18 protein-coding genes and 1 pseudogene are annotated in these 20,227 nt (G+C 73.0%); 12 read left to right on the forward strand and 7 right to left on the reverse strand.

Features of this window, described 5'->3' with window-relative positions; genetic code table 11:
- Positions 1-55: 55 nt before the first annotated feature.
- Positions 56-1,357, reverse strand: a complete 1,302-nt coding sequence (locus FHX78_RS01585) for a S1 family peptidase (protein ID WP_145865660.1) — start codon at positions 1,355-1,357, stop codon at positions 56-58.
- A 567-nt stretch (positions 1,358-1,924) separates the two neighbouring features.
- On the opposite strand from FHX78_RS01585, the gene FHX78_RS01590 reads away from it, so the two are divergent.
- The 4 genes from FHX78_RS01590 to FHX78_RS01605 all read left to right on the forward strand — a co-directional run bounded on the left by FHX78_RS01590 (position 1,925) and on the right by FHX78_RS01605 (position 8,103).
- Entirely contained in the window at positions 1,925-2,140 is a 216-nt protein-coding gene (locus FHX78_RS01590; RefSeq protein WP_145865661.1) for a type A2 lantipeptide, read from the forward strand.
- A 110-nt stretch (positions 2,141-2,250) separates the two neighbouring features.
- Positions 2,251-3,057, forward strand: coding sequence for a biotin/lipoyl-containing protein (locus tag FHX78_RS01595; RefSeq protein WP_145865662.1), 807 nt, complete (start codon positions 2,251-2,253; stop codon positions 3,055-3,057).
- The gene (locus FHX78_RS01600) at positions 3,054-5,276 is read left to right on the forward strand and encodes an NHLP family bacteriocin export ABC transporter peptidase/permease/ATPase subunit (protein WP_145865663.1); all 2,223 of its coding nucleotides are present in this window, start codon (positions 3,054-3,056) and stop codon (positions 5,274-5,276) included. Before FHX78_RS01595 ends, FHX78_RS01600 begins: the two co-directional genes overlap by 4 nt.
- Before the next feature lies 1 nt (position 5,277).
- A complete protein-coding gene (locus FHX78_RS01605; RefSeq protein ID WP_145865664.1) occupies positions 5,278-8,103 on the forward strand; it encodes an NHLP bacteriocin export ABC transporter permease/ATPase subunit in 2,826 nt (941 codons plus the stop codon).
- 3 nt (positions 8,104-8,106) lie between these two features.
- On the opposite strand, the gene FHX78_RS01610 is transcribed toward FHX78_RS01605, so the two are convergent.
- Positions 8,107-8,637, reverse strand: a complete 531-nt coding sequence (locus tag FHX78_RS01610; RefSeq protein ID WP_145865665.1) for an SRPBCC family protein — start codon at positions 8,635-8,637, stop codon at positions 8,107-8,109.
- Between the two features lie 5 nt (positions 8,638-8,642).
- Positions 8,643-8,984, reverse strand: a complete 342-nt coding sequence (locus FHX78_RS01615) for an ArsR/SmtB family transcription factor (RefSeq protein WP_145865666.1) — start codon at positions 8,982-8,984, stop codon at positions 8,643-8,645.
- A 147-nt stretch (positions 8,985-9,131) separates the two neighbouring features.
- On the opposite strand from FHX78_RS01615, the gene FHX78_RS01620 reads away from it, so the two are divergent.
- Both FHX78_RS01620 and FHX78_RS01625 read left to right on the forward strand, forming a co-directional pair.
- Positions 9,132-10,142, forward strand: a complete 1,011-nt coding sequence (locus tag FHX78_RS01620; protein WP_145865667.1) for a Ppx/GppA family phosphatase — start codon at positions 9,132-9,134, stop codon at positions 10,140-10,142.
- A 29-nt stretch (positions 10,143-10,171) separates the two neighbouring features.
- On the forward strand, positions 10,172-10,366 hold the full coding sequence (locus tag FHX78_RS01625; RefSeq protein ID WP_145865668.1) for a hypothetical protein: 195 nt from the start codon (positions 10,172-10,174) through the stop codon (positions 10,364-10,366).
- A 13-nt stretch (positions 10,367-10,379) separates the two neighbouring features.
- Here the strand turns inward: FHX78_RS01625 and FHX78_RS01630 are convergent, their stop codons facing one another.
- Together FHX78_RS01630 and FHX78_RS01635 are read right to left on the reverse strand one after the other, a co-directional pair.
- Positions 10,380-11,006, reverse strand: a complete 627-nt coding sequence (locus tag FHX78_RS01630; protein WP_145865669.1) for an SAM-dependent methyltransferase — start codon at positions 11,004-11,006, stop codon at positions 10,380-10,382.
- A gap of 155 nt (positions 11,007-11,161) precedes the next feature.
- Positions 11,162-11,781, reverse strand: a pseudogene (locus FHX78_RS01635) (flavodoxin family protein); the annotation flags it as partial.
- Between the two features lie 79 nt (positions 11,782-11,860).
- On the opposite strand from FHX78_RS01635, the gene FHX78_RS01640 reads away from it, so the two are divergent.
- From FHX78_RS01640 to FHX78_RS01650, 3 genes are read left to right on the forward strand one after another with little or no spacing between them, the layout of a single operon-like run.
- Positions 11,861-12,874: an iron-containing redox enzyme family protein gene (locus FHX78_RS01640; RefSeq protein WP_145865670.1), complete on the forward strand. Its 1,014-nt coding sequence runs from the start codon at positions 11,861-11,863 to the stop codon at positions 12,872-12,874.
- A gap of 46 nt (positions 12,875-12,920) precedes the next feature.
- Positions 12,921-13,550: a HemK2/MTQ2 family protein methyltransferase gene (locus FHX78_RS01645; protein ID WP_167531938.1), complete on the forward strand. Its 630-nt coding sequence runs from the start codon at positions 12,921-12,923 to the stop codon at positions 13,548-13,550.
- The gene (locus tag FHX78_RS01650; protein WP_145865672.1) at positions 13,531-13,728 is read left to right on the forward strand and encodes a CDGSH iron-sulfur domain-containing protein; all 198 of its coding nucleotides are present in this window, start codon (positions 13,531-13,533) and stop codon (positions 13,726-13,728) included. Before FHX78_RS01645 ends, FHX78_RS01650 begins: the two co-directional genes overlap by 20 nt.
- A 165-nt stretch (positions 13,729-13,893) precedes the next feature.
- On the opposite strand, the gene FHX78_RS01655 is transcribed toward FHX78_RS01650, so the two are convergent.
- Positions 13,894-14,331 (reverse strand): subtilase-type protease inhibitor, encoded by a 438-nt coding sequence (locus FHX78_RS01655; protein WP_145865673.1) that lies wholly within the window; start codon positions 14,329-14,331, stop codon positions 13,894-13,896.
- Between the two features lie 324 nt (positions 14,332-14,655).
- On the opposite strand from FHX78_RS01655, the gene FHX78_RS01660 reads away from it, so the two are divergent.
- Positions 14,656-15,210 carry a hypothetical protein gene (locus FHX78_RS01660; RefSeq protein ID WP_145865674.1) on the forward strand — a complete coding sequence of 185 codons (555 nt, stop codon included), beginning with the start codon at positions 14,656-14,658 and terminating at the stop codon, positions 15,208-15,210.
- Between the two features lie 182 nt (positions 15,211-15,392).
- On the opposite strand, the gene FHX78_RS01665 is transcribed toward FHX78_RS01660, so the two are convergent.
- Positions 15,393-16,766, reverse strand: coding sequence for an APC family permease (locus FHX78_RS01665; protein ID WP_229923938.1), 1,374 nt, complete (start codon positions 16,764-16,766; stop codon positions 15,393-15,395).
- Positions 16,767-17,120: 354 nt separating this feature from the next.
- Here FHX78_RS01665 and FHX78_RS01670 point away from each other — a divergent pair, with 354 nt between their 5' ends.
- Together FHX78_RS01670 and FHX78_RS01675 are read left to right on the forward strand one after the other, a co-directional pair.
- A complete protein-coding gene (locus tag FHX78_RS01670) occupies positions 17,121-17,648 on the forward strand; it encodes a COG1361 family protein (RefSeq protein ID WP_145865676.1) in 528 nt (175 codons plus the stop codon).
- A gap of 397 nt (positions 17,649-18,045) precedes the next feature.
- The gene (locus FHX78_RS01675; RefSeq protein WP_145865677.1) at positions 18,046-20,208 is read left to right on the forward strand and encodes a hypothetical protein; all 2,163 of its coding nucleotides are present in this window, start codon (positions 18,046-18,048) and stop codon (positions 20,206-20,208) included.
- Positions 20,209-20,227: the final 19 nt, after the last annotated feature.

Raw genomic sequence — 20,227 nt, forward strand, 5'->3', positions numbered from 1 at the left:
CGTCGTCCGGGTGGCGGGGCCGGACCGGTGCCGTGGTCCAGGTGCTGAGGGGGCGTCAGTGGGTCCGGGCCGGACCGGATCCGTCGTCGGCGCCCTGCCCGGTGCCGGCGCCGGCCTCCTCCCCTCCGGCGCCCTGGCCGTCGGCTTCCTGACCGCCGGGCTCCTCGCCGCCGATCCCCTGGCCGCCGCCCGGCTCCGTGCCGCCCGCCTGGTCACCGGCGCCCGCGCCTTCGCCCGCGCCGTCGCCGAGGGTCGCGCCCACCGCTTCCAGGGCCGTGGTGACCGGCTGGAAGAACGTCTCGCCGCCGGAGGCGCAGTCCCCGCTGCCGCCCGAGGTCAGGCCGATGGCGAGACCGTCCTGGGTGAACATCGAGCCGCCGCTGTCACCGGGTTCGGCGCAGACGTCCGTCTGGATGAGGCCGGTGACCGTGCCCTCCGGGTAGTTCACCGTGGCGTTGAGACCGAGGACCTGGCCGTCGGCGAGCCCGGTGGTGCTGCCCATCCGGAACACCTGCTGCCCGACGGTGGCCTCCGCGGCCCCATTGATCGCGACGGTCTGCTCACCGACGTCGACCTCGCTCGGTGCCCGGGTGGCGGGGTCGTCGTACCGGACGAGGGCGAAGTCGCCCGCGCCGGGGAAGACCGCCTGGTCGACCGTGGCGACCGGCTGTCCGCCCTGCGCGTCGGACCACTGCTCGGCCGCGACACCGCAGTGACCGGCCGTCAGGAAGGCCGGGGCGCCGTCGCCCGCGGTGACGTTGAAGCCCAGCGAGCAGCGCGAACCGCCGCCGAAGATGGCGTCGCCGCCGGAGGCGAACGTCCTGAAGGTGCCCGCGGACTTCTCGAGGGTCGCCATGCCGGAGCCGAGGCCGCGGACGGTGGACTCCAGCCTGTTCCACGCGTCCCCGGTCACGGTGCTGTCCGCGGTGACGAGGATCTTGTTGGTGCGCGGGTCGACGGCCCACGAGGTGCCCGGGATGGTCGCCCGCGCCGTCAGGGTCCGTGCCCCGTCCTCCAGTTCGGTCATGCTGTTGTCGACCTGGCGGACGGTCGCGCCCGCCCGCTCGGCCCGCGCGATCACGCTGTCGTCGTCGCCCGGTACGACGTTGACGACGAGCCGTCGCGCCCCGCTGTCGTAGTAGGAGCCGGCGAACGCGTCGCCGAGGAGCCCGGCGAGCCGCGAGGCGAGGTCCGGGGCGTCCGTCGCCCGGAGGGTCCTCGGCGCCGCCGCGGCGTCGTCCGTCGTGCCGTCCTGCGACGCGTTGGCGTTCGGGAGCAGGATCGCGGCGGCGCCGAGCGCCACCACGCCGCCCGCGGCAACCGCGGCCCTGCGCTTCGGAATTCGCTGGTGACTCAAACTTCTCGACCTCCTGGAAGGACCGGAGTCGTGCCGCCGTGCGGCGGCTGTCGGGGGCGCCCGGATGGCTGTTGGTACGCGTGTGCCGCGGGGTGCGTTCAATCCCGGTTCGCCATCACGTTGAGCGACCGGTCCGGTACGGTCGGTCGCGGTCACGGAGCGGAATGCGGGCTTCAGTGAATCTGCACATCGAATGCCCAACCCGGTCACCGGATCCGGGGTTCGTCCACCGGCCGACCGGCCGGGTCACGCCTTTGGTGCGGTGTGCCGGAATCCGCTCCGGGGACCGCAAGTGAGGGGATGAGCCGATGCGGTGGGGCATGTGAAGAAGTCGCCGCCGAGCCGTGCCCGCGTCTGCACGCTTGGACGCCCGCCGGCCGCAAACGGCCTGGTGAGACGTTTGATTGATTGGAAGACCGCGCCCGCGGCGTGCTTTGATCCATCGCACCGCAAGGCCGTTCCGGGCTCCCGGCGACGGGCGTTCGGCGCCCGCGGTCGCGGCCTTCACTGTCCCCAGAGGGGGCCGCTCCCCCCTTGTGAAATATCCATACGAAGGGAAGTTCCATCATGAACTCCACCCCCCAGGTTGAGACCGTCGAGATCTCCGACGCCGACCTCGACACCGTCTCCGGCGGTCTGTCCGTGAACGCCGTGAACTCCCTCACCGGCGCGGTGGACAGCATCGCCCCCGTCTCCGGCCTGGTGAACACGGCTGTCGGCACCGTCGAGGGTGTCACCGGCCTGAACACCGCCCCGGTCACGAACCTGGTCGCCGGTCTCTGATCGCGCCCTCTCGTCGCCGAGTCCCGGAGCCGCACCCCGGCTCCGGGACTCTGTGATGCGTCCCCGTCCCAGAGTGACGTCGCACAGCTCACGCAGGTGAGGGAAGATCCGTGCAGTTCCGCCAACAGGCCCTCGCCAGGCTCCAGTCACCGGAGGAGCTCGACCTCCCGGTGCGTTTCGCCCGCCCCCAGGGCTGGCTGGTGCTGTCCGTGACGGTGATCGTGATGGCCGCCGCCTCGGTGTGGGCGGTGACCGGATCGGTTGCGTCCACGGTCGGCGCGCCCGCCATCCTCACGTACGGGCAGGGCAGTTACGTCCTGCAGAGCCCGGTCGCGGGCCAGGTCACCGCCGTACTGGCGAAGCAGGGCGAGCGGCTGCCCGCCGGCTCCTCCGTCCTGAAGGTCCGCACCGACCGGGGCGACACCGTCGTGCGCTCCCTCGACGCCGGCCGGATCACCGCGCTCGCCGCCAGCGTCGGACAGATCATCAGCACCGGAGCGAACGTCGCCGCCGTGGAGAAGGTCGCCGACCCGAAGGCCCCGCTGTACGCGACGGTGTACGTCCCCGCCCAGGACGCGGCAGGCATCCCCGCCCGTGCCCCCGTCGACCTGACCGTGCAGTCGGTGCCCAGCCAGGAGTACGGGGTGCTGCACGGCAAGGTGAAGTCCGTCGACCGCTCGGCCCAGTCCGCCCAGCAGATCGCCGCGTTCCTCGGCGACAGCCAGCTCGGCGAGCAGTTCACCGAGCAGGGCCGGCCGGTGGCCGTCACGGTGGAACTGGTGAGGTCCCCCACCACCGAGAGCGGTTACGAGTGGTCCAGCGCGGACGGACCGCCCTTCGCGCTCACCTCCATGACCCTGGCCACGGGCTCGATCCGGCTGGCCGACCGGCGTCCCGTCGATTGGCTGCTGCCGTGACCACCGCACAGGAGACCCGCGGCAGACGCCGCGCCGCACCGCCCCGGCGCAAGGTGCCCACGTCCCGCGCGAAGACGGTCCGTACGCCCACCGTGCTCCAGATGGAGGCCGTGGAGTGCGGTGCCGCCTCACTGGCCATGGTGCTCGCCCACTACGGCCGCCACGTCCCGCTGGAGGAACTGCGCATCGCCTGCGGCGTCTCCCGGGACGGCTCACGCGCCAGCAACCTGCTGAAGGCGGCCCGCGGTTACGGGCTGACCGCCAAGGGCATGCAGATGGACCTGGCCGCCCTCGCCGAGGTGACCGCTCCGGCCATCCTGTTCTGGGAGTTCAACCACTACGTCGTCTACGACGGCATGGGCCGCAGGTTCGGCCGCCGCGGGGTGTACATCAACGACCCCGGCAAGGGGCGGCGGTTCGTGCCCCTGGAGGAGTTCGACGGCAGCTTCACCGGTGTCGTCCTGGTCATGGAGCCCGGCCCGGACTTCAGCCGGGGCGGGCGCAGGCCGGGCGTGCTCGGCGCGATGCCGGCCCGGCTGCGCGGCACCGCGGGCACCATGCCCGCCGTGGTGCTTTCCAGCCTGCTGCTGGTCGCGGTCGGCGCGGCGGTGCCCGGGCTCAGCCGCACCTACATCGACGACTTCCTGATCGGCGGCCACACCTCGACGCTGGGCGTGCTGTTCACCGCCATGGGCGCCTGCGTGCTGCTCACGCTGGTGCTGACCTGGCTCCAGCAGGCCAACCTGCTGCGCGGCCGGCTGATCTCCTCCACCCTGTCCAGCGCCCGCTTCCTGCGCCATCTGCTGCGGCTGCCGGTGACGTTCTTCTCCCAGCGCAGCCCGGCCGACCTGGTGCAGCGGCTGCAGTCCAACGACGCGGTGGCCGAGACCCTGGCCCGCGACCTGTCGGCGGCGGGCGTGGACGCGGTGGTGGTCGTGCTGTACGCGGTGCTGCTGTACACCTACGACCCGCAGCTGACGTTCATCGGCATCGGTGTGGCGCTGCTGAACATCGTGGCGATGCGGATCGTCATCCGGCTGCGCGCCACCCGTACGGCGAAGCTGCGCGCGGACAACGCCCGGCTCACCAACACGGCGTACACCGGGCTGCAGTTGATCGAGACGCTGAAGGCGACCGGCGGGGAGGACGGCTACTTCCGCAAGTGGGCCGGGCAGCACGCCACCACCCTGGAGGAGCAGCAGCGGCTCGGCGTGCCCAGCGCCTGGCTCGGCGTCGTCGCGCCGACGCTCGCCACGCTCAACAGCGCGCTGATCCTGTGGATCGGCGGCATGCGGGCGGTGGAGGGCCACATCTCGGTCGGTCTGCTGGTCGCCTTCCAGGCGCTGGTCACCCGCTTCACCGCCCCGCTGACCCGGCTCAACGGCGTCGCGGGCCGGATCCAGGACTTCGCCGCCGACGTGGCCCGGCTGAAGGACGTGGAGAACTTCAAGGCGGATCCGCTCTACGGCCGTCCCGGCGCCGGTGAGTCGACCCGCCGGCTGCACGGGCACGTCGAGCTGCAGAACCTCTCCTTCGGCTACAACCCGCTGGACAAGCCGCTGCTGACCGGGTTCGACCTGACCGTCGGACCGGGACAGCAGGTGGCGCTGGTCGGCGGCTCCGGCAGCGGAAAGTCCACGGTGTCCCGGCTGATCTCGGGCCTGTACGCGCCCTGGGAGGGGGTGATCCGGATCGACGGGCAGCGCATCGAGGACATCCCGCGCGGGGCGCTGGCCGCCTCCGTCTCCTTCGTCGACCAGGATGTGTTCCTGTTCGAGGGCACCGTCCGCGACAACGTGGCGCTGTGGGACCCGTCGGTCCCGGACGAGGCCGTGGTGGAGGCGCTCAAGGACGCGGCGCTGTACGACGTGATCGTGCGCCGGCCGGGCGGCATCCACAGCCCGGTGGAGCAGGACGGCCGGAACTTCTCCGGCGGTCAGCGCCAGCGCCTGGAGATCGCGCGGGCGCTGGTGCGCCGGCCGAGCATCCTGGTGCTCGACGAGGTGACCAGCGCGCTGGACGCCGAGACGGAACTGGTCGTGATGGACAACCTGCGCCGACGGGGCTGCGCCTGTGTGGTGATCGCGCACCGGCTGAGCACGGTGCGCGACAGCGACGAGATCGTGGTCCTGGACCACGGCACGGTCGTGGAGCGCGGACGGCACGAGGAGCTGGTGGCGCGCGGCGGCGCGTACGCGGCGCTGGTCAGGGAGCGATGAGATGACAGCCGTGCACGACGGACCGGGCGGCGACCTCGTCCTGGGCGCGCTGGGGTCGCTGGGCACGCCGGTCGACTGCGCCGGGTTCAACCGCCTGGACCTAGAGGGGCCGCAGGTGCTGTGGCTGATCGCGTCCGGCGCCGTGGACCTGTTCGCGGTCGACGCCGAGCAGCAGGGCCACTGGCACCACCTGGGCCGGCTGGAGGCGGGCTCGCTGGTGCTGGGCCCGGTGACGGGCCCCGCCCACACGCTGGTGGCGCGTCCGCTGCGGGACTGCGTGGTGCACCGCATCGGCCTGCGCGAGCTGTACCAGCCGGCGAGCACCCAGACCTGGTCGTACGACGAGTACGGCAACCCGCAGTACGTGCCGCCGACGACGAGTCCGCTGGAGTACGCGCTCGCGCTCGGTGTGGGCCGCGGCCTGTCGGTGCTGTTCCAGGCGCCGATGGCCACCGACCGGGCCGCCACGCCCACCGACGACGACGTGTTCTGGATGCAGGTGCCGCCGGGCAGCGTGCAGTACGGCTCGCTGTACGGCGCGGAGGCCGCGGCCGATCTGTTGATGGACCCGGCGCTGTGGCAGAGCATGGTCGACCAGCAGTACCGGCTGATGACGACGCTGGACCGGTGGATCGAGCAGCTGGAGCACACCCACGAGACGCGCACCGCCGAGGGCATCAAGGCCGGCGAGGCGGTGCGGGCGCAGGCCGACCGGACGCTGCTCGCCGCCATCGGCAAGCGGTCGGGGCAGCGCACGACGGCCGCCGACGCGGACGCCACGTACGCGGCGTGCAAGCTGGTCGCCCGGGCGGCCGGGATCCCGCTCGCCGCGCCCGCGCAGTCCGGCACCGGCGGGGACCGGCTCGATCCGGTCGAGCAGGTCGCCCTGGCGTCCCGGGTCCGCACCCGCGTCGTACGGCTGTCCGGCCGCTGGTGGCGGGAGAACGCCGGCCCGCTGGTCGGTCACCGGGCCCTGTCGGGCGCCCCGGTGGCGCTGCTGTGGCGGCGCGGCGGGTACGTGGCGGTGCATCCCTCGACCGGGCGGGAGACTCCGGTCGAGAAGGCGAACGCGGAGGAGTTCGAGCCCCGCGCGGTGATGTTCTACCGTCCGCTGCCCGAGCGCCGGCTGAGTCCCCTGCGGCTGCTGCGGTTCTGCATGACGGGGACGCGGGGTGATCTGACCGGTCTGCTGCTGAGCGGTCTGGTGACCGTGGCGATCGGGGCCCTGGTGCCGCTGGCGACCGGGAAGGTGCTCGGCGAGTACGTGCCGAAGGCGCAGACCGGGCTGATCGTGCAGGTGTGTCTCGCGGTGATCCTCAGCAGTGTGGTGGCCGCCGCCTTCATGCTGCTGCAGAACCTCACCCTGCTGCGGCTGGAGGGCCGGGTGGAGGCGACCCTCCAGCCGGCCGTGTGGGACCGGCTGCTGCGGCTGCCGACCGGCTTCTTCACCGAGCGGTCCACGGGTGAGCTGGCGAGCGCCGCGATGGGCATCAGCGCGATCCGCCGGCTGCTGGCCGGGGTCGGTCCCACGGTGGCGCAGTCGGTCACCGTGGGCGCCATGAACCTGGGGCTGCTGCTGTGGTTCAGCGTGCCGATGGCGCTGGCCGCGATCGGGATGCTGGTCGTCATCGCGGCCGTCTTCCTCGGGCTCGGGCTGTGGCAGGTGCGCTGGCAGCGACGGCTGGTGGTGCTCACCAACAAGCTCAACAACCAGGCCTTCCAGACCCTGCGGGGGCTGCCGAAGCTGCGGGTGGCGGCGGCGGAGAACTACGCCTACGCCGCCTGGGCGTCGGAGTTCGCCCGCAGCCGTGAGCTGCAGCAGAAGGCCGGCCGGATCAAGAACCTCACGGCGGTGCTGGGCGCGGTCTACCTGCCGCTGTGCACGCTGGCGATGTTCATGCTGCTGGCCGGGCCGGCCCGCGGCTCGATGACGGCGGCGGAGTTCCTCGCCTTCAACACGTCGGTGACGATGGTGCTGACCTCGGTCACCCAGCTGACCGGTGCGTTCGTGTCGGCGGTCGCGGCGCTGCCGCTGTTCGAGCAGATCAAGCCGGTGCTGGACGCCACGCCCGAGGTGCGTGCGGCGAGCACCCGGCCGGGCCCGCTGTCCGGGGCGATCGAGGCGCGGCGGCTGTCCTTCCGCTACTCCGACGACGGGCCGCTGGTCCTGGACGACGTGTCCTTCGAGGTGCGGCCGGGAGAGTTCGTGGCGATCGTCGGCCCGAGCGGCTGCGGCAAGTCCACGCTGCTGCGGCTGCTCATCGGCTTCGACAGGCCGGTGTCCGGCAGTGTGCTCTACGACGGGCAGGACCTGGCCGCCCTGGACCAGTCGGCGGTGCGCCGCCAGTGCGGTGTGGTGCTCCAGCACGCCCAGCCGTTCACCGGCTCCATCCTGGACGTCATCTGCGGGTCCGAGCCGTACACGCCGGAGGAGGCGATGGCGGCGGCGGAGATGGCGGGGCTGGCCGAGGACATCAAGCGGATGCCGATGGGGCTGCACACCCTCGTCTCGGGCAGCGGCGCGGTCTCCGGCGGCCAGCGGCAGCGGCTGATGATCGCCCAGGCGCTGATCCGCCGGCCGCGGATCCTCTTCTTCGACGAGGCGACCAGCGCCCTGGACAACGAGACGCAGCGCACGGTGATCGAGAGCACCAAGGCGCTGGAGGCGACCCGGATCGTCATCGCGCACCGGCTGTCGACGGTGCTGGACGCGGACCGGGTGGTGGTGATGGAGGGCGGCAGGGTGGTGCAGCAGGGTCCCCCGGACCGGTTGCTCGCCGACACCGGCGGGCGGCTGCACGAGCTGGTGCGGCGGCAGCTGGCCTGAGGGTCAGGCGTCCGTGCCGGGCACCGGTGCCCCGGAGGGCAGGCCGGCCGCGACGTAGGCCGCGTACAGCTCCTGCCACGGTGCCCGGGCGCCCGCGTGCGGCCCCTCGAACCGCGCGCCGCGCGCCCGCGCGTCCAGCGCGGCGAGGCACATCTCCCAGCCGGCGCTGTTGCGGGCGGCGGTGTTCTCGGCGCCGAGGACGTTGGTGAGGGTGAAGCGGGTGCGCTCGTCCGCCAGCGCCTCCAGGTCGAAGTGGAGTTCGTCGCCGTCCCACTCGAAGGACAGGTGCCGGGGCGCGTCGACGGCGATGACCCGGCCGGTGGAGTCCTCCAGGGCGGGGTCGCCGCTGAAGGCGACGGTGCCTCCGGGGCGCAGGTCGATCTCGGCGCGGGAGGGGAACCAGTGGGCCAGCTCGTCCGGGTCGGTGACGAACCGCCAGACCCGGTCGACGGGGTGGTCGTACTCGCGGCGGAAACGGACGGCCGGGCGGCCGTCGTCCAGGGTGACGAAGGTGCCGGTGGTCTCGGCGGCCATGGGGATCAGTCCTTCGGTGCGGGAGGTGCGGTGGTGTCCGGCGCCCCGTCCAGCCGGCGGCCCAGCGCGTCCAGGCTCTCGTTCCACAGCGTGCGGTACGGGGCGAGCCAGGCGTCGAGCGCGGCGATGGGGGCGGGGTCGAGGGCGTAGACCCGACGCTGCGCGTCCTGTCGTACGCGGACCAGGCCGGCGTCGCGGAGCACCTTGAGGTGCTTGGAGGTGCCCGGCTGGCTCAGGCCGCACTCCCGGGTGATCTCGCCCACGGACCGGGGCCGCTCCAGGAGCAGGGCGACGATGGCCCGCCGGTGCGGATCGGCGAGGGCGGCCCAGAGGGCTGCGTCGGACATGGACCCAATATGCCTCGACGGTTATATGCCCGTCAAGGAATGCGAGAGGTCGACGGAAGGTCGCTGTTCGGTCACACCTCCGGCCGGTCTTCGCCGTCCACCGGGCCCCGACCGTTGGCGGGCCCGGTAAGTGGGTACCCACGGTCCATGCGGACCAGCGTGGTGGATGTCGGATCGAAGACCGTCAGACTCGTCGTGTCGGACACCGAGGGCGGTGCTCCGCTTCCGGTGCACACGGCCAAGTGGCCCCTCCGGCTGTCCGAGCAGGTCACGCCGGGGGCGCCGGTGCCGGATCAGGCCATCGAGGACCTGGTGGAGGCCGTCGCCGCGGCGAACGGCACCGCCGCGCGATGGGGTGCCTCCGGGCCGCTGGCCTTCGCGACCGCCGTGGTGCGCGGCGCCCCCAACCGGCAGGACGTCCTGCGCACGGTCCGGGCGCGGACGGGCGTCGACCTGTGCACCCTGCCGGGTGACGTCGAGGCCGAGCTCACCTTCCTCGCGGCGCGCCGCTGGATGGGCTGGCGCTCGGGACCGCTGGCCCTGCTGGACATCGGCGGGGGATCGCTGGAGGCCGCCTTCGGGCGCGGCCGGCTGCCCGACTTCGCGGCGTCGCTGCCGCTGGGCGCGGCCCGGCTCACCCACGAGTACTTCGAGGGCCAGGACCCTCCCTCCCCGGAGCAGGTGCGGGCGCTGCGCCGCCGGGTGCGGCACCAGCTGCGGGACGTGGCGGCGCGGATCCGCTGGGAGGGGCCCCGTACGGCGGTGGCCACCTCGCGCACCTTCCAGCAGCTGGGGCGGCTGTGCGGGGCCGCCCCCGGCCGTCAGGGACCGTTCGTGGAGCGGCAGTTGTCCTGCGCCGACCTGCGGGGGGCGATCGACCGGCTGGCCGTCCTGCCCGCCACCGAACGCGCCCGGCTGCCCGGGATCTCCGCCCCGCGTTCCGTGCAGAGCCTGGCGGGCGCGGTGGTGGCGCACACGGCCATGAAGCTGACCGGACTGCGGACGGTCACCATCTGCCCCTGGGCCCTGCGCGAGGGGGTGCTGTTGCGCCACATCGAGGACGGTCCGTCCTGGTGGGCGGAGGTCACCCGCCTCAACCTGAAGGAGACGGCCGACCCCGGCCCCGTGCCCCTGCACATCGCCACCCCGCGCGGCTGACGCGGACGTACCGACGAAGGGAGACCCCCGTGTCCGAGCACGACGAGCACAGCGAGCACGACGAGCGCGAGGAGCCCTCGACGGCCGTCGAAGAGGTGGTGCGCGAGGTCCAGGAGGCCGAACGGCGGGAGGAGGAGTCCGCCGAACGCCGCCGCCACCGGGGTGAGGCCGGCGAGGCCATCACCCCGAACACCGAGGCACAGGAGCAGTCCCGGGGGGACTAGACCTCCGGGTGGTTCAGGCCGTGCGGCGGACGATCAGGACGTGGTCGGTGACCTCGGCGGTGGTCCCGTCCGGTCCTGTCGCCGTCCGGCGGGGCGAGTCGGTCCGCTCGACCGTCCAGGCCGCCGGGTCCAGGGCGAGGTCGTCGGCGACCTCCCGCGGGCTCGGGTACCGGACGTCGGGGTCCTGGTTCCACGACCAGGGGGCGGTCGAGCCGTGGTCGACGACCAGCAGCCGCCCGCCCGGCCGCAGGGACCGCGCGGCCGTACGCAGCGCGGCCGCCCTGTCCAGGTCCAGGGGGGTGTGCAGGTAGTGGGCGCTGACCAGGTCGAACGCGCCGTCCGGGAAGGAGTCGCCGAGGTCGTGCCGCCGGGCGGTGATCCGGTCGGCCAGGCCGTGGGCGGCGGCGAGGGCGGTGAGGCGCTCGACGGCGACGGACGAGACGTCGACGGCGGTGACCCGCCACCCCTGGCGGGCGAGCCACAGCGCGTCGCCGCCGGCGCCGCAGCCGAGGTCCAGCACCTCGCCGGGCGGCAGGTCCGCGACGGTCTCGGTGAGGCGGGCGTTCGGCCGCGGATCGGTGGCCGCGGGCCGGGCCGCGTACACGCCGTCCCAGAATTCGAGCGCGTCGGTGGTACCCATCAAGGGCTCCTTCTTCCTCGGAGGGGAAACGCGTCCGAGTCTCGCCCGGTCCCCTGTGATCCGGCACGCCGTGTTGCCGTTACGGCAACAAAGCCGTGGACCGCGCGCCCACGAGGAGCGCCTGCCGCCGGCGCGGGGGAGGTGCCGGCTCCTCGCGGCGGAGGGCCGAGGGGGCGGGCCGCCAGGGCCCGGGCGACGCCCAGCAGGTTGGCGGCCATGGCCCGGCCGGTCCTGCGGGACCAGTCGTGGCCGCTGCCGCCCTCGAGGAAGCTGGGTCCCGGGCCGGTCCCCTGGTTCCAGTAGGTCCACGCCTGACCCGGGATGGTGTAGCCGATGTCCTGCAGAGCGCCGGTGATCTCGCTGATCACATGGTGCGCGCCGTCCTCGTTGCCGGTGACGACGACCCCCGCCACCCGGTTGTAGGCCACCGGCCGCCCCTCGTCGTCCGTCTCGGACAGCATCGCGTCCATCCGCTCCAGGACCCTCCCCCGGAGGGGGCACCCCCAGCGACCGACGACGGCTGGCCGAGCCAGGTCGGCGAGGCCACGACGAGGATCTCCGAGGCGAGGAGCTTCGCGTGGACGTCCGGCCAGGCGTCGCCCGCGTGCACGGCCTCGCTGACCACGCCCGGCGCGATGTCCAGGTCCACCGCGCGCACGACGTCGACCTCCACGCCGTCCCCCTCCAGCCGTTCGGTGACGGTCCGCAGGAGTGCCTCGGTGTTCGATGTCTCCGGTGACTTCTTGAGGGTGCAGTTGATCGCCAGTGCCTTCATGCCGACATGGGGTACCCCGCGGACGGGCGGATGCCACGCGGACGGGGGTGTCCGTGGGCCGTCCGGGTACACGGGGCGCATGAAGCACCCCAGTGAGGAACCCAGCCTGCCCGCACCGCGCGGTCCCCTCAGCGGCGCCGTCACGGACCGGCTGCGGGGCACCGGCCCCCTGCCGTCCGACGACGAGATCGCCGCCGCCCCCGTCTACGGCGACGACCTCCAGCTCGCCCTGTACCTCTGCTACGAGCTGCACTACCGCGGGTTCGCGGGCGTGGCCCCGGAGCTGGAATGGGACCCGGAGCTGCTGCGCGTCCGCGGCGCCCTGGAGCGGCGCTTCCTCGCCGCGCTCCGCGCGGACGCGCACCGGCACGACCGGCTCGACGACGCGCTGGCCGACATCCTGGTGGAGCCGGTGGACGGCACCGGTGTCAGCCACTTCCTGCGCGACAAGGGCGAGCTGTGGCACCTGCGCGAGTACGCCGCCCAGCGCTCCCTGTACCACCTCAAGGAGGCCGACCCGCACGCCTGGGTGCTGCCCCGCCTGTGGGGGCGGGCGAAGGCTGCGATGGCGGCGGTGGAGTTCGACGAGTACGGCGGCGGACGGGCCGACCGCGTCCACGCCGAGCTGTTCGCCGGCCTGATGAGGGACCTGGGGCTGGACACGACGTACGGCCGCTACCTGGACGCGGCCTGCGCCGAGCTGCTGGTCACGGTGAACCTCATGTCCCTGTTCGGGCTGCACCGCTCCCTCCGGGGCGCTCTGGTGGGCCACTTCGCCACGGTCGAGATCACCTCCTCCCCCGGTTCCCGGCGGCTCGCGGAGGCGATGCGGCGGACGGGCGCGGGGCCCGCGGCCGTGCACTTCTACGACGAGCACGTCGAGGCGGACGCCGTGCACGAGCAGGTGGTGCGCCACGACGTCATCGGCGGCCTGCTGGAGGCGGAGCCGCACCTGGAGGCGGACATCGCCTTCGGCGTGGACGCCACGGTGTTCGTCGAGGACCGGCTCGGCGACCGGCTGCTCGCCGACTGGAACGCGGGCCGGTCGTCCCTGCGTACACCCGAGGCCCGGGAGTTCACTCATACCTCCTGAACTCGGGGGTACCCGGTGGTCTGTGAAATCGCTGGTACCACCGGGCGTGTACGCCCCCCAGGAAGACACCGAGCTGCTGGCCGGTGCCCTGTTCGAGGAGCCGGTCCCGCCGGGCGCCGAGGTTCTCGACGTCGGAACCGGGTCGGGTGCCCTGGCCGTGGCGGCCGCCCGGCAGGGCGCCCGCGTCACCGCGGTCGACGTCTCGCGCCGGGCGGTGTGCGCGGCACGGCTGAACGCGCTGCGGGCCGGAGTGACCGTCCAGGTGCGGCGCGGGAACCTGTTCGCCCCGGTGCGGGGCCGGTCGTTCGACCTGATCCTCGCCAATCCCCCGTACGTCCCCGCCCCCGGTGCGCACGGGCTGCCGCGGGGCCCGGCCCGGGCCTGGGACGCGGGCGGTGACGGGCGGCTGGTGCTGGACCGGATCTGCCGGGAGGCTCCCGCGCTGCTGCGGCCCGGTGGTGTGCTGCTGCTGGTGCAGTCGGCCCTCAGCGATCCCGAGCTGACGCTCGCCCGGCTGCGGGAGGCGGGGATGAAGGCCGCGGTGACGCGGCGCCGCCGCATCGCGTTCGGTCCGGTGCTGCGGAGCCGGGAACGCTGGCTGCGGGAGCGCGGGCTGCTGACCGCGACGGAGAACAGGGAAGAGCTGGTGGTGGTCCGTGCCGAACTCCCCGTCTGACACCCCTCGACGCGTCACCCTCCGGCGCAAGGGGCCCCTGCTGGTGGAGGGGCCGGTGGAGGTGGAGCTGGAGGACGGCTCGGTGGTGTCCTGCGACCGCTTCCGGGTGGCCCTGTGCACCTGTCGCCGCAGCCGGCGCTACCCCTGGTGCGACACGAGTCACCGCGACCGGGCGTGAGACCGGCCTCCCGCCGGAGCGGGAGGCCGGGAAGCCCGGAGGCCGGCGGGCGGCCCCACTCCGCCCGCCGGCCTCCCTGTGCGGGACCGCACGTTCCGCGAGAGGGCTCGCACTCCCCAAGTCTGCGAGCCGCCGCGCGGTCACGGGAACCGTGCGATCCCGGTCTCAGAACGTGAAGACGCTCGAACCGTGAGCGTTCATCACGCACGTGTTGGAGAAGATCCGCTCGTAGGACACGCGCTGCCCCTGCCACACGCCGTCGACCGTGACGACGACCGGGTCGTACTGCTTGGTGCAGAAGACGCCCTCTCTCATGGTCAGGGCCTCCAGGTCGCCGTCGACGCCGTTCAGGTCCGCGCAGGCCGACGCGGCGGCCGGGTGGGTGCCCGAGGGCCCCGGGGCGCAGGCCAGGGTGACCGCCCGTTCGGGCGCGGCGGTGGCCGCGCTGTCGCCGTGGGCCAGGGTGAGCACCAGGGCCGAGGGGGCGTAGAGCGCTGACGGGGCGGTGCCCGGGGTGGCCGACGCCGTGGCCCCGTACAGGGGTGCGCAGACGGCTGCGGCCGTGAGGCCGAGGGTGGTGGCCCAGCGCGCGGTGTTCCGCATTGTGTGCATCCTTCCGCTCGTGAAGACGAGTCGCCGGCCCGTGCTCGGTCGGTGCCGAACCGGCGAGCGGGAGTCTGCCGAGTCCGCGCCGGAAACACACGTCGACCCTGCGGATTTCAGTAACCTTGCGTGTTGAATCAGTGGCGCGAAGTGACGGAACGAGGGGCCCACGGCCCGGCAACTGGGCGGCGGCCGCATATGCGAAGTGGCCAGATGGCCGAAAACCCCCTGCTCGGCAATCGGCCTGAAACATTCCGATTCTGCTGTGGGCAGACCGTTCGACGATCCCTTGCGTTCATGGAATGCACGGGTAATGGTCATTACATGATTACGAGCGAACAGAGGGAGCAGCTGCGGGGCTGGTTCGCGGGCCGGCTCCCCGACGGTCTCTTCGAGGAACTGGCCGAACTCACCGTCGACCGCGAGGAGATCACGGTGATCGGCCGGATCCCCGGTCCCCGGCCGGCCGAGGGCGCCTCGGCGGCCGAACGGGAAGCGGCGGTCGAGGGCCGCATCCAGGAGTTCCGGGAGCGCACCCGGGACGACCGGATCGCGGTCGCCCGGGACGCCGAGCACCGCTTCGGGCGGAAGGTCTCCTGGGGCGTGGAGTGCGAGGGCCGACGCGCCCTGTTCACGCACGTGGCCGCGCCCGTCATGACCCGGCTGCGGCAGCCGGAGCGCCAGGTCCTCGACACCCTCATCGCCGGCGGGGTGGCCCGCAGCCGCAGCGACGCGCTGGCCTGGTGCGTGCGGCTGGTCCAGCGGCACACCGACGACTGGCTCACCGAACTGCGCGAGTCCCTGGAGCACGTCCAGCGGGTGCGGGCCCAGGGGCCGGACGGCGAGCCGCGGGAGGACGGATCCGCCGACGGCGGGTGAGCCGCGCTGTCAGTGGACCGTTGAGGTCGAGGTGACCGAGACCGTGCCTGCCGAGCCCGTCTCCGACCGCGATGACCGGCGCCGCGCCGGCCGCCACTGCCTGCGCTCGCTTCCTGGGCGAAGCCGGTGCACACGCCCGAATGCCCCTTGGCGACGCGCCGCCCGGAGCAGCCGCGCCCCGCTCAGCCGGGGTCCCGCACGCCCGCGTCCGTCCGCCCGCTTCGCCGCGCGGCGCCGACCGCGCCGAGCACCATGCCGACGGCCACGATCATCAGTCCGCGCAACCACACCTCCGCCTCGATCTGCGTGGCCAGCAGGACGCAGGAGGCGATGCCCAGTACCGGCAGTACGGTCGGCGTCCGGAAGTGGTCGGCTTCGCCGGCGTCGCGGCGCAGTACCAGCACCGCCGTGTTGACCATGAGGAAGACGATCAGCAGCAACAGCACCAGGGTGGACGCGAGGGTGGCGACGCTGCCGGTGAGTGCGAGGAGCATCGCCGGCAGCGTGGTGACCGCGATCGCGGCCCACGGCGTACGGCGGCCCGGCAGGACCTCGGTCAGTGCGGCGGGCAGCAGCCCGTCCCTCGCCATGCCGTAGGCCAGGCGGGAGGACATGATGCCGGTGAGCAGCGCGCCGTTGGCCACGGCTACGAGTGCTATGGCGCTGAACAGGCGGGTCGGCACGCCGCCCGCCTCCTCCACGACCTCCAGCAGGGGGCCGCTCGACTCGGCCAGCCGGGCGGTCGGTACCGCGGCGGACGCGGCGATGCCCACCAGGACGTACACGGCCCCGGCGGTGGCGAGGGCGCCGAACAGGGCGCGCGGGTAGGAGCGCCGCGGGTCGCGGGTCTCCTCGGCGACGTTGACGGAGGTCTCGAACCCGACGAAGGAGTAGTAGGCCAGTACCGAGCCGCTCAGCACGGCCGCGGACGCGCCCTTCTCCGGCGTGCCCAGCTGCGTGAGCCGCCCGACGTCGCCGTCGCCGCGCAGCAGCAGCCACGCGCCGAGGGCGACGACGACGATCAGTCCGCCCACCTCGACGACGGTGGCGACGACGTTGGCGCGGGTCGACTCCTTGATGCCCCGCGCGTTGACCAGGGCGAGCAGGGCCAGGAACAGGACGGCGACGAACCCCACGGGCAGGGTCACGAAGGCGGACAGGTAGTCGCCGCCGAAGCCGCGGGCGAGTGCGGCCACGGACACGATGCCGGCGGCCAGCATGCAGAAGCCCGCGACGAATCCGGCGAACGGCCCGAACGCGCGGGTGGTGTAGTGGGAGGCTCCGCCGGCGCGCGGGTACTTCGTCGCCAGCTCGGCGTAGGAGGCGGCGGTCAGCAGCGCCAGCAGCAGCGCGACGACCAGCGGGAGCCACACCGCTCCCCCGGCGTCGGCCGCGACCTGCCCGACCAGGACGTAGACACCGGCGCCGAGCACGTCGCCCAGGATGAAGAAGTACAGCAGCGGGGTCGTCAGCGCGCGCTTGAGCGCCGTGCCCTCCGGCGCCGCTCCCCGGCCCGACGATTCCGTCAACGCCCTGTTCCCGCCGTCTCTCGCCATACCGCCTCGTGTCCCCCGAACCACGGGATGCACGCTCGGCACCTGTTCACCGCTCTGCTGGGGCATTGCCGGACGGATGGGCCGAGACTTCCGTGATCTGCGCGGGGAGCGGTGAGGCGCACCGGGTCGCATACGCGCCAATGTCGGCTTCGGGCGCCGTGGAGGCGGTCGGCGTCCTCCGGCCCACAGCAGTGCCTTCACCCGCGCCGATCACCTGGGCGATTGCACATCCCGCCAGACCTTCACACTTCCACCACGCTTCCATCACGTCGCGCATACTTCCAGCCGAGCACCCCTCACCCCCGGCCCCGTGGGGCAGACGCTGCGCCCGGGCCCTGCCTAGCCTCCCTGGCCATGCGATCACCCCTGATGAGACGTTTCGGTCTCGGTGCCGTCCTCGCCCTCTTCCTCGCCGTGTTCGGCCTGGCCCCCAGCGCGAGCGCGGCCGACCCGGCGCCGGCCGAACTGACCTTCGCCACCGACAGCGCCACCACCACGCCCGGCGGCACGGTCAACCTGTCGATGACCCTCACGAACAACAACACCTACGACATCTGGTTCGTGTACCAGACGATCGAGCCGACCTGGCTGACCACGCAGCGCCCCGACCTGAAGTACGGCTTCTCCGGCTGCACCCTGGCCACCGCGAACGGCGCCACGCCCTGTTCGGGGACCGGCCCGGCCGACCTCGGCGGCAACTACGGCACCACCGTCCCGCCCGGCCAGAGCCGTACGGTCACCCTGAAGCTGGACATCTCCGCCGACTCCGGCTGCAACGGCAACATCGGTTTCTACTCGTACTTCTACGCCGAGTTCAGCGACTCCACGAACATCAGCGGCGGCCCGGTCCACACGCCCGTGACACGCGTGCTCTGCGCCTGACGCGCCCCCGAGGAGCCGGGCACACGTGACCTGAAAGTCGCCCTGCCCCGCTTCTCCCACCGCCTGGACCACTGTCACGACAACCGGCGGGCCCCAGCGGCCCGCCGGTGCGCGGCGCAGCGGCCCGGGCCAGCGACGAAGCCCTCGCACCCGCCACGCCCGGACCGCCCGGCGCCCGGCAGCGATTCCATCCACCCTCCGGAATCACCCCGTTCGGCACCTGCGCTTTTTCGTCACGTTTCACAACACGACCTCGAAACCCTCACACAGACCCCACCATGTGACGCGACGGATGTGTGACGAACCGGCTTCTGAGGGGGACGCCGGCGGCACGCAAGGGGGTGCGTCCGCTCCACGGGAGCCGTGCTCATCCCTGCCCGGGAGGGGACTTCACCGCATGAAGCGGACCATACGCACCACCGTGGTCACGGTGGGCGCGCTCATCGCCGCACTGGGTCTGCCGGCCGGCGCGGCCCACGCCGATCCCACGCCCCGCATCGATCTGCGGGTGCTGGTGGTGAGCGACGGCGGCCCGTCCACCGACGCGATCGCCGCCGAACTGGCCGCGGCGGGCACGCCGTACACCGAGGTCGACCTCACGCGGTCCGGCCGGGCCGTGATCGACGCCCGCTTCCTCGCGGACACCGTGGACGGCCGGCCGCGCGCCAGATTCCAGGCCGTGGTGCTGCCCAACGACAATCCGTTCCCGGCCGGTTCCGCCGAGATGGCCGCACTCGCGGCGTACGAGCGGACGTACGACATCCCCCAGGTCGACGCCTACACCTACGCGCGCCCCGAGGCCGGTCTGCAGGACCCGGTCCTCGGGGGGTACGCCGGCAGCCTCGACGGCAAGGAGGCCCAGGTGACGGCCGCGGGCAAGTCGGGCCCCTTCGGTTATCTCGACGGGGCGGTGCCCTTCGAGGACAACGACACGGCCGTCGGCGAGAGTTACGCCTACCTGTCGAAGCCCGTGGCGGGGGCCGACTTCACTCCGTACGTCGAGGCCGCGATCCCGGGGCGGTCCGGCAAGGGCACCCTGGTGGGCGAGTACCGGCACGACGGCCGGCGCGAGCTGGTGGTCACGTTCGTCTACAACCGGTACCAGCAGCAGTTCCGGCTCCTGGCCCGCGGCATCGTGGAGTGGATGACCGACGGTGTGCACCTGGGCGCCTCACGCAACTACTTCTCCGTGCACGTCGACGACGTCTTCGCCGCCGACGACCGGTGGAACAGCGCGCTCAACTGCACGCCGGGCGACGTCGACTGCGCGGACCCCGACGTGACGCCCGACCCGATCCGGATGACGGCCGCCGACGTGGACCACGCCGTCGCGTGGCAGAACGGCAAGAACCTCACTCTCGACTTCGCCTACAACGGCGCCGGCAGCGTCGACCACCGCACGGACAACAACGGCGTCGACGCGCTCGCCGACCGGCTGATCGCGCGGCGGGGCGAGTTCCGCTGGATCAACCACACCTACTCGCATCCCTTCCTCGGCTGTGTGCAGGACGTCTCGGTGGTGCCGTGGAAGTGCGCCACCAACGCCGACGGCAGCACCCGGTGGATGAGCCGCGACGACATCTCCGACGAGATCGCCCTCAACCGGGTCTGGGGTCTGGTCGCCGGACTGCCGCTGAAGAACGACGAGTTGGTCACGGGTGAGCACTCGGGCATGAAGGTCCTCCCGCAGCAGCCCGAGGACAACCCCAACCTGGCTCCCGCCCTGGACGACAACGACATCGCCTGGCTCGGCTCCGACAACTCCCGGGAGCCCGCCCAGCGCCCGGTCGGCGGCGCCACGACCGTGCCGCGCTACCCGATGAACGTCTTCTACAACGCCGGCCGGGCGGCCGAGCAGGTCGACGAGTACAACTGGATCTACACCAGCCGCGCCCAGGGAGGCAGCGGCATCTGCGAGGACAACCCGGACACCACCACCTGCCTCACGGCACCCCTGGACACCGCCACCGGGTACGCCGACCACATCGTGCCGCTGGAGACCCGGATCGCCCTCGGGCACGTCCTGTCCAACGACCCCAAGCCGCACTTCATCCACCAGTCCAACCTCGCCGAGGACCGCATCGCCTACCCCGTCCTCGACGGCGTACTGGACGGCTACGCGGCGCTGTTCGCCGAGGACACCCCCGTGGTGAACCCGCGGATGCGTGACATCGGCGCCGAGCTGGAGCGCCGTGCCGACTGGCAGGCCGCGCTCCGCGCCGGGGACGTCACCGCGCACCGCATCGGCGGCACCGTGCGTGTCGACGCCCCGGCCGGACTGGCGGTCACCGCGACGCTGCCGACCGGCACCACCCTGGGCGGAACCGCGTTCGGCGAGGCGTACGCGGGGGCCGTGTCCGGCTGGGTCCCTGCCGCGGGTACCCCGCTCGCCTTCACCCTGCCGGCGTCTGCCACGGCTCCGGCCGCCGACGACGCCACCGAAGCAGCTCCGGCCACCCGCCCCGCGCCGCGCACCCGTGTCCCGGCGGGTGTCACCGATCCGCGGACCCGTGCCGCCGCGGGCATCACCGAACCGGTGGGCCACACCTCGGACGGCTGAACGGCGCGCACGCGCCCCG

The sequence above is a fragment of the Streptomyces capillispiralis genome (assembly GCF_007829875.1).
GTDB lineage: Bacteria > Actinomycetota > Actinomycetes > Streptomycetales > Streptomycetaceae > Streptomyces > Streptomyces capillispiralis.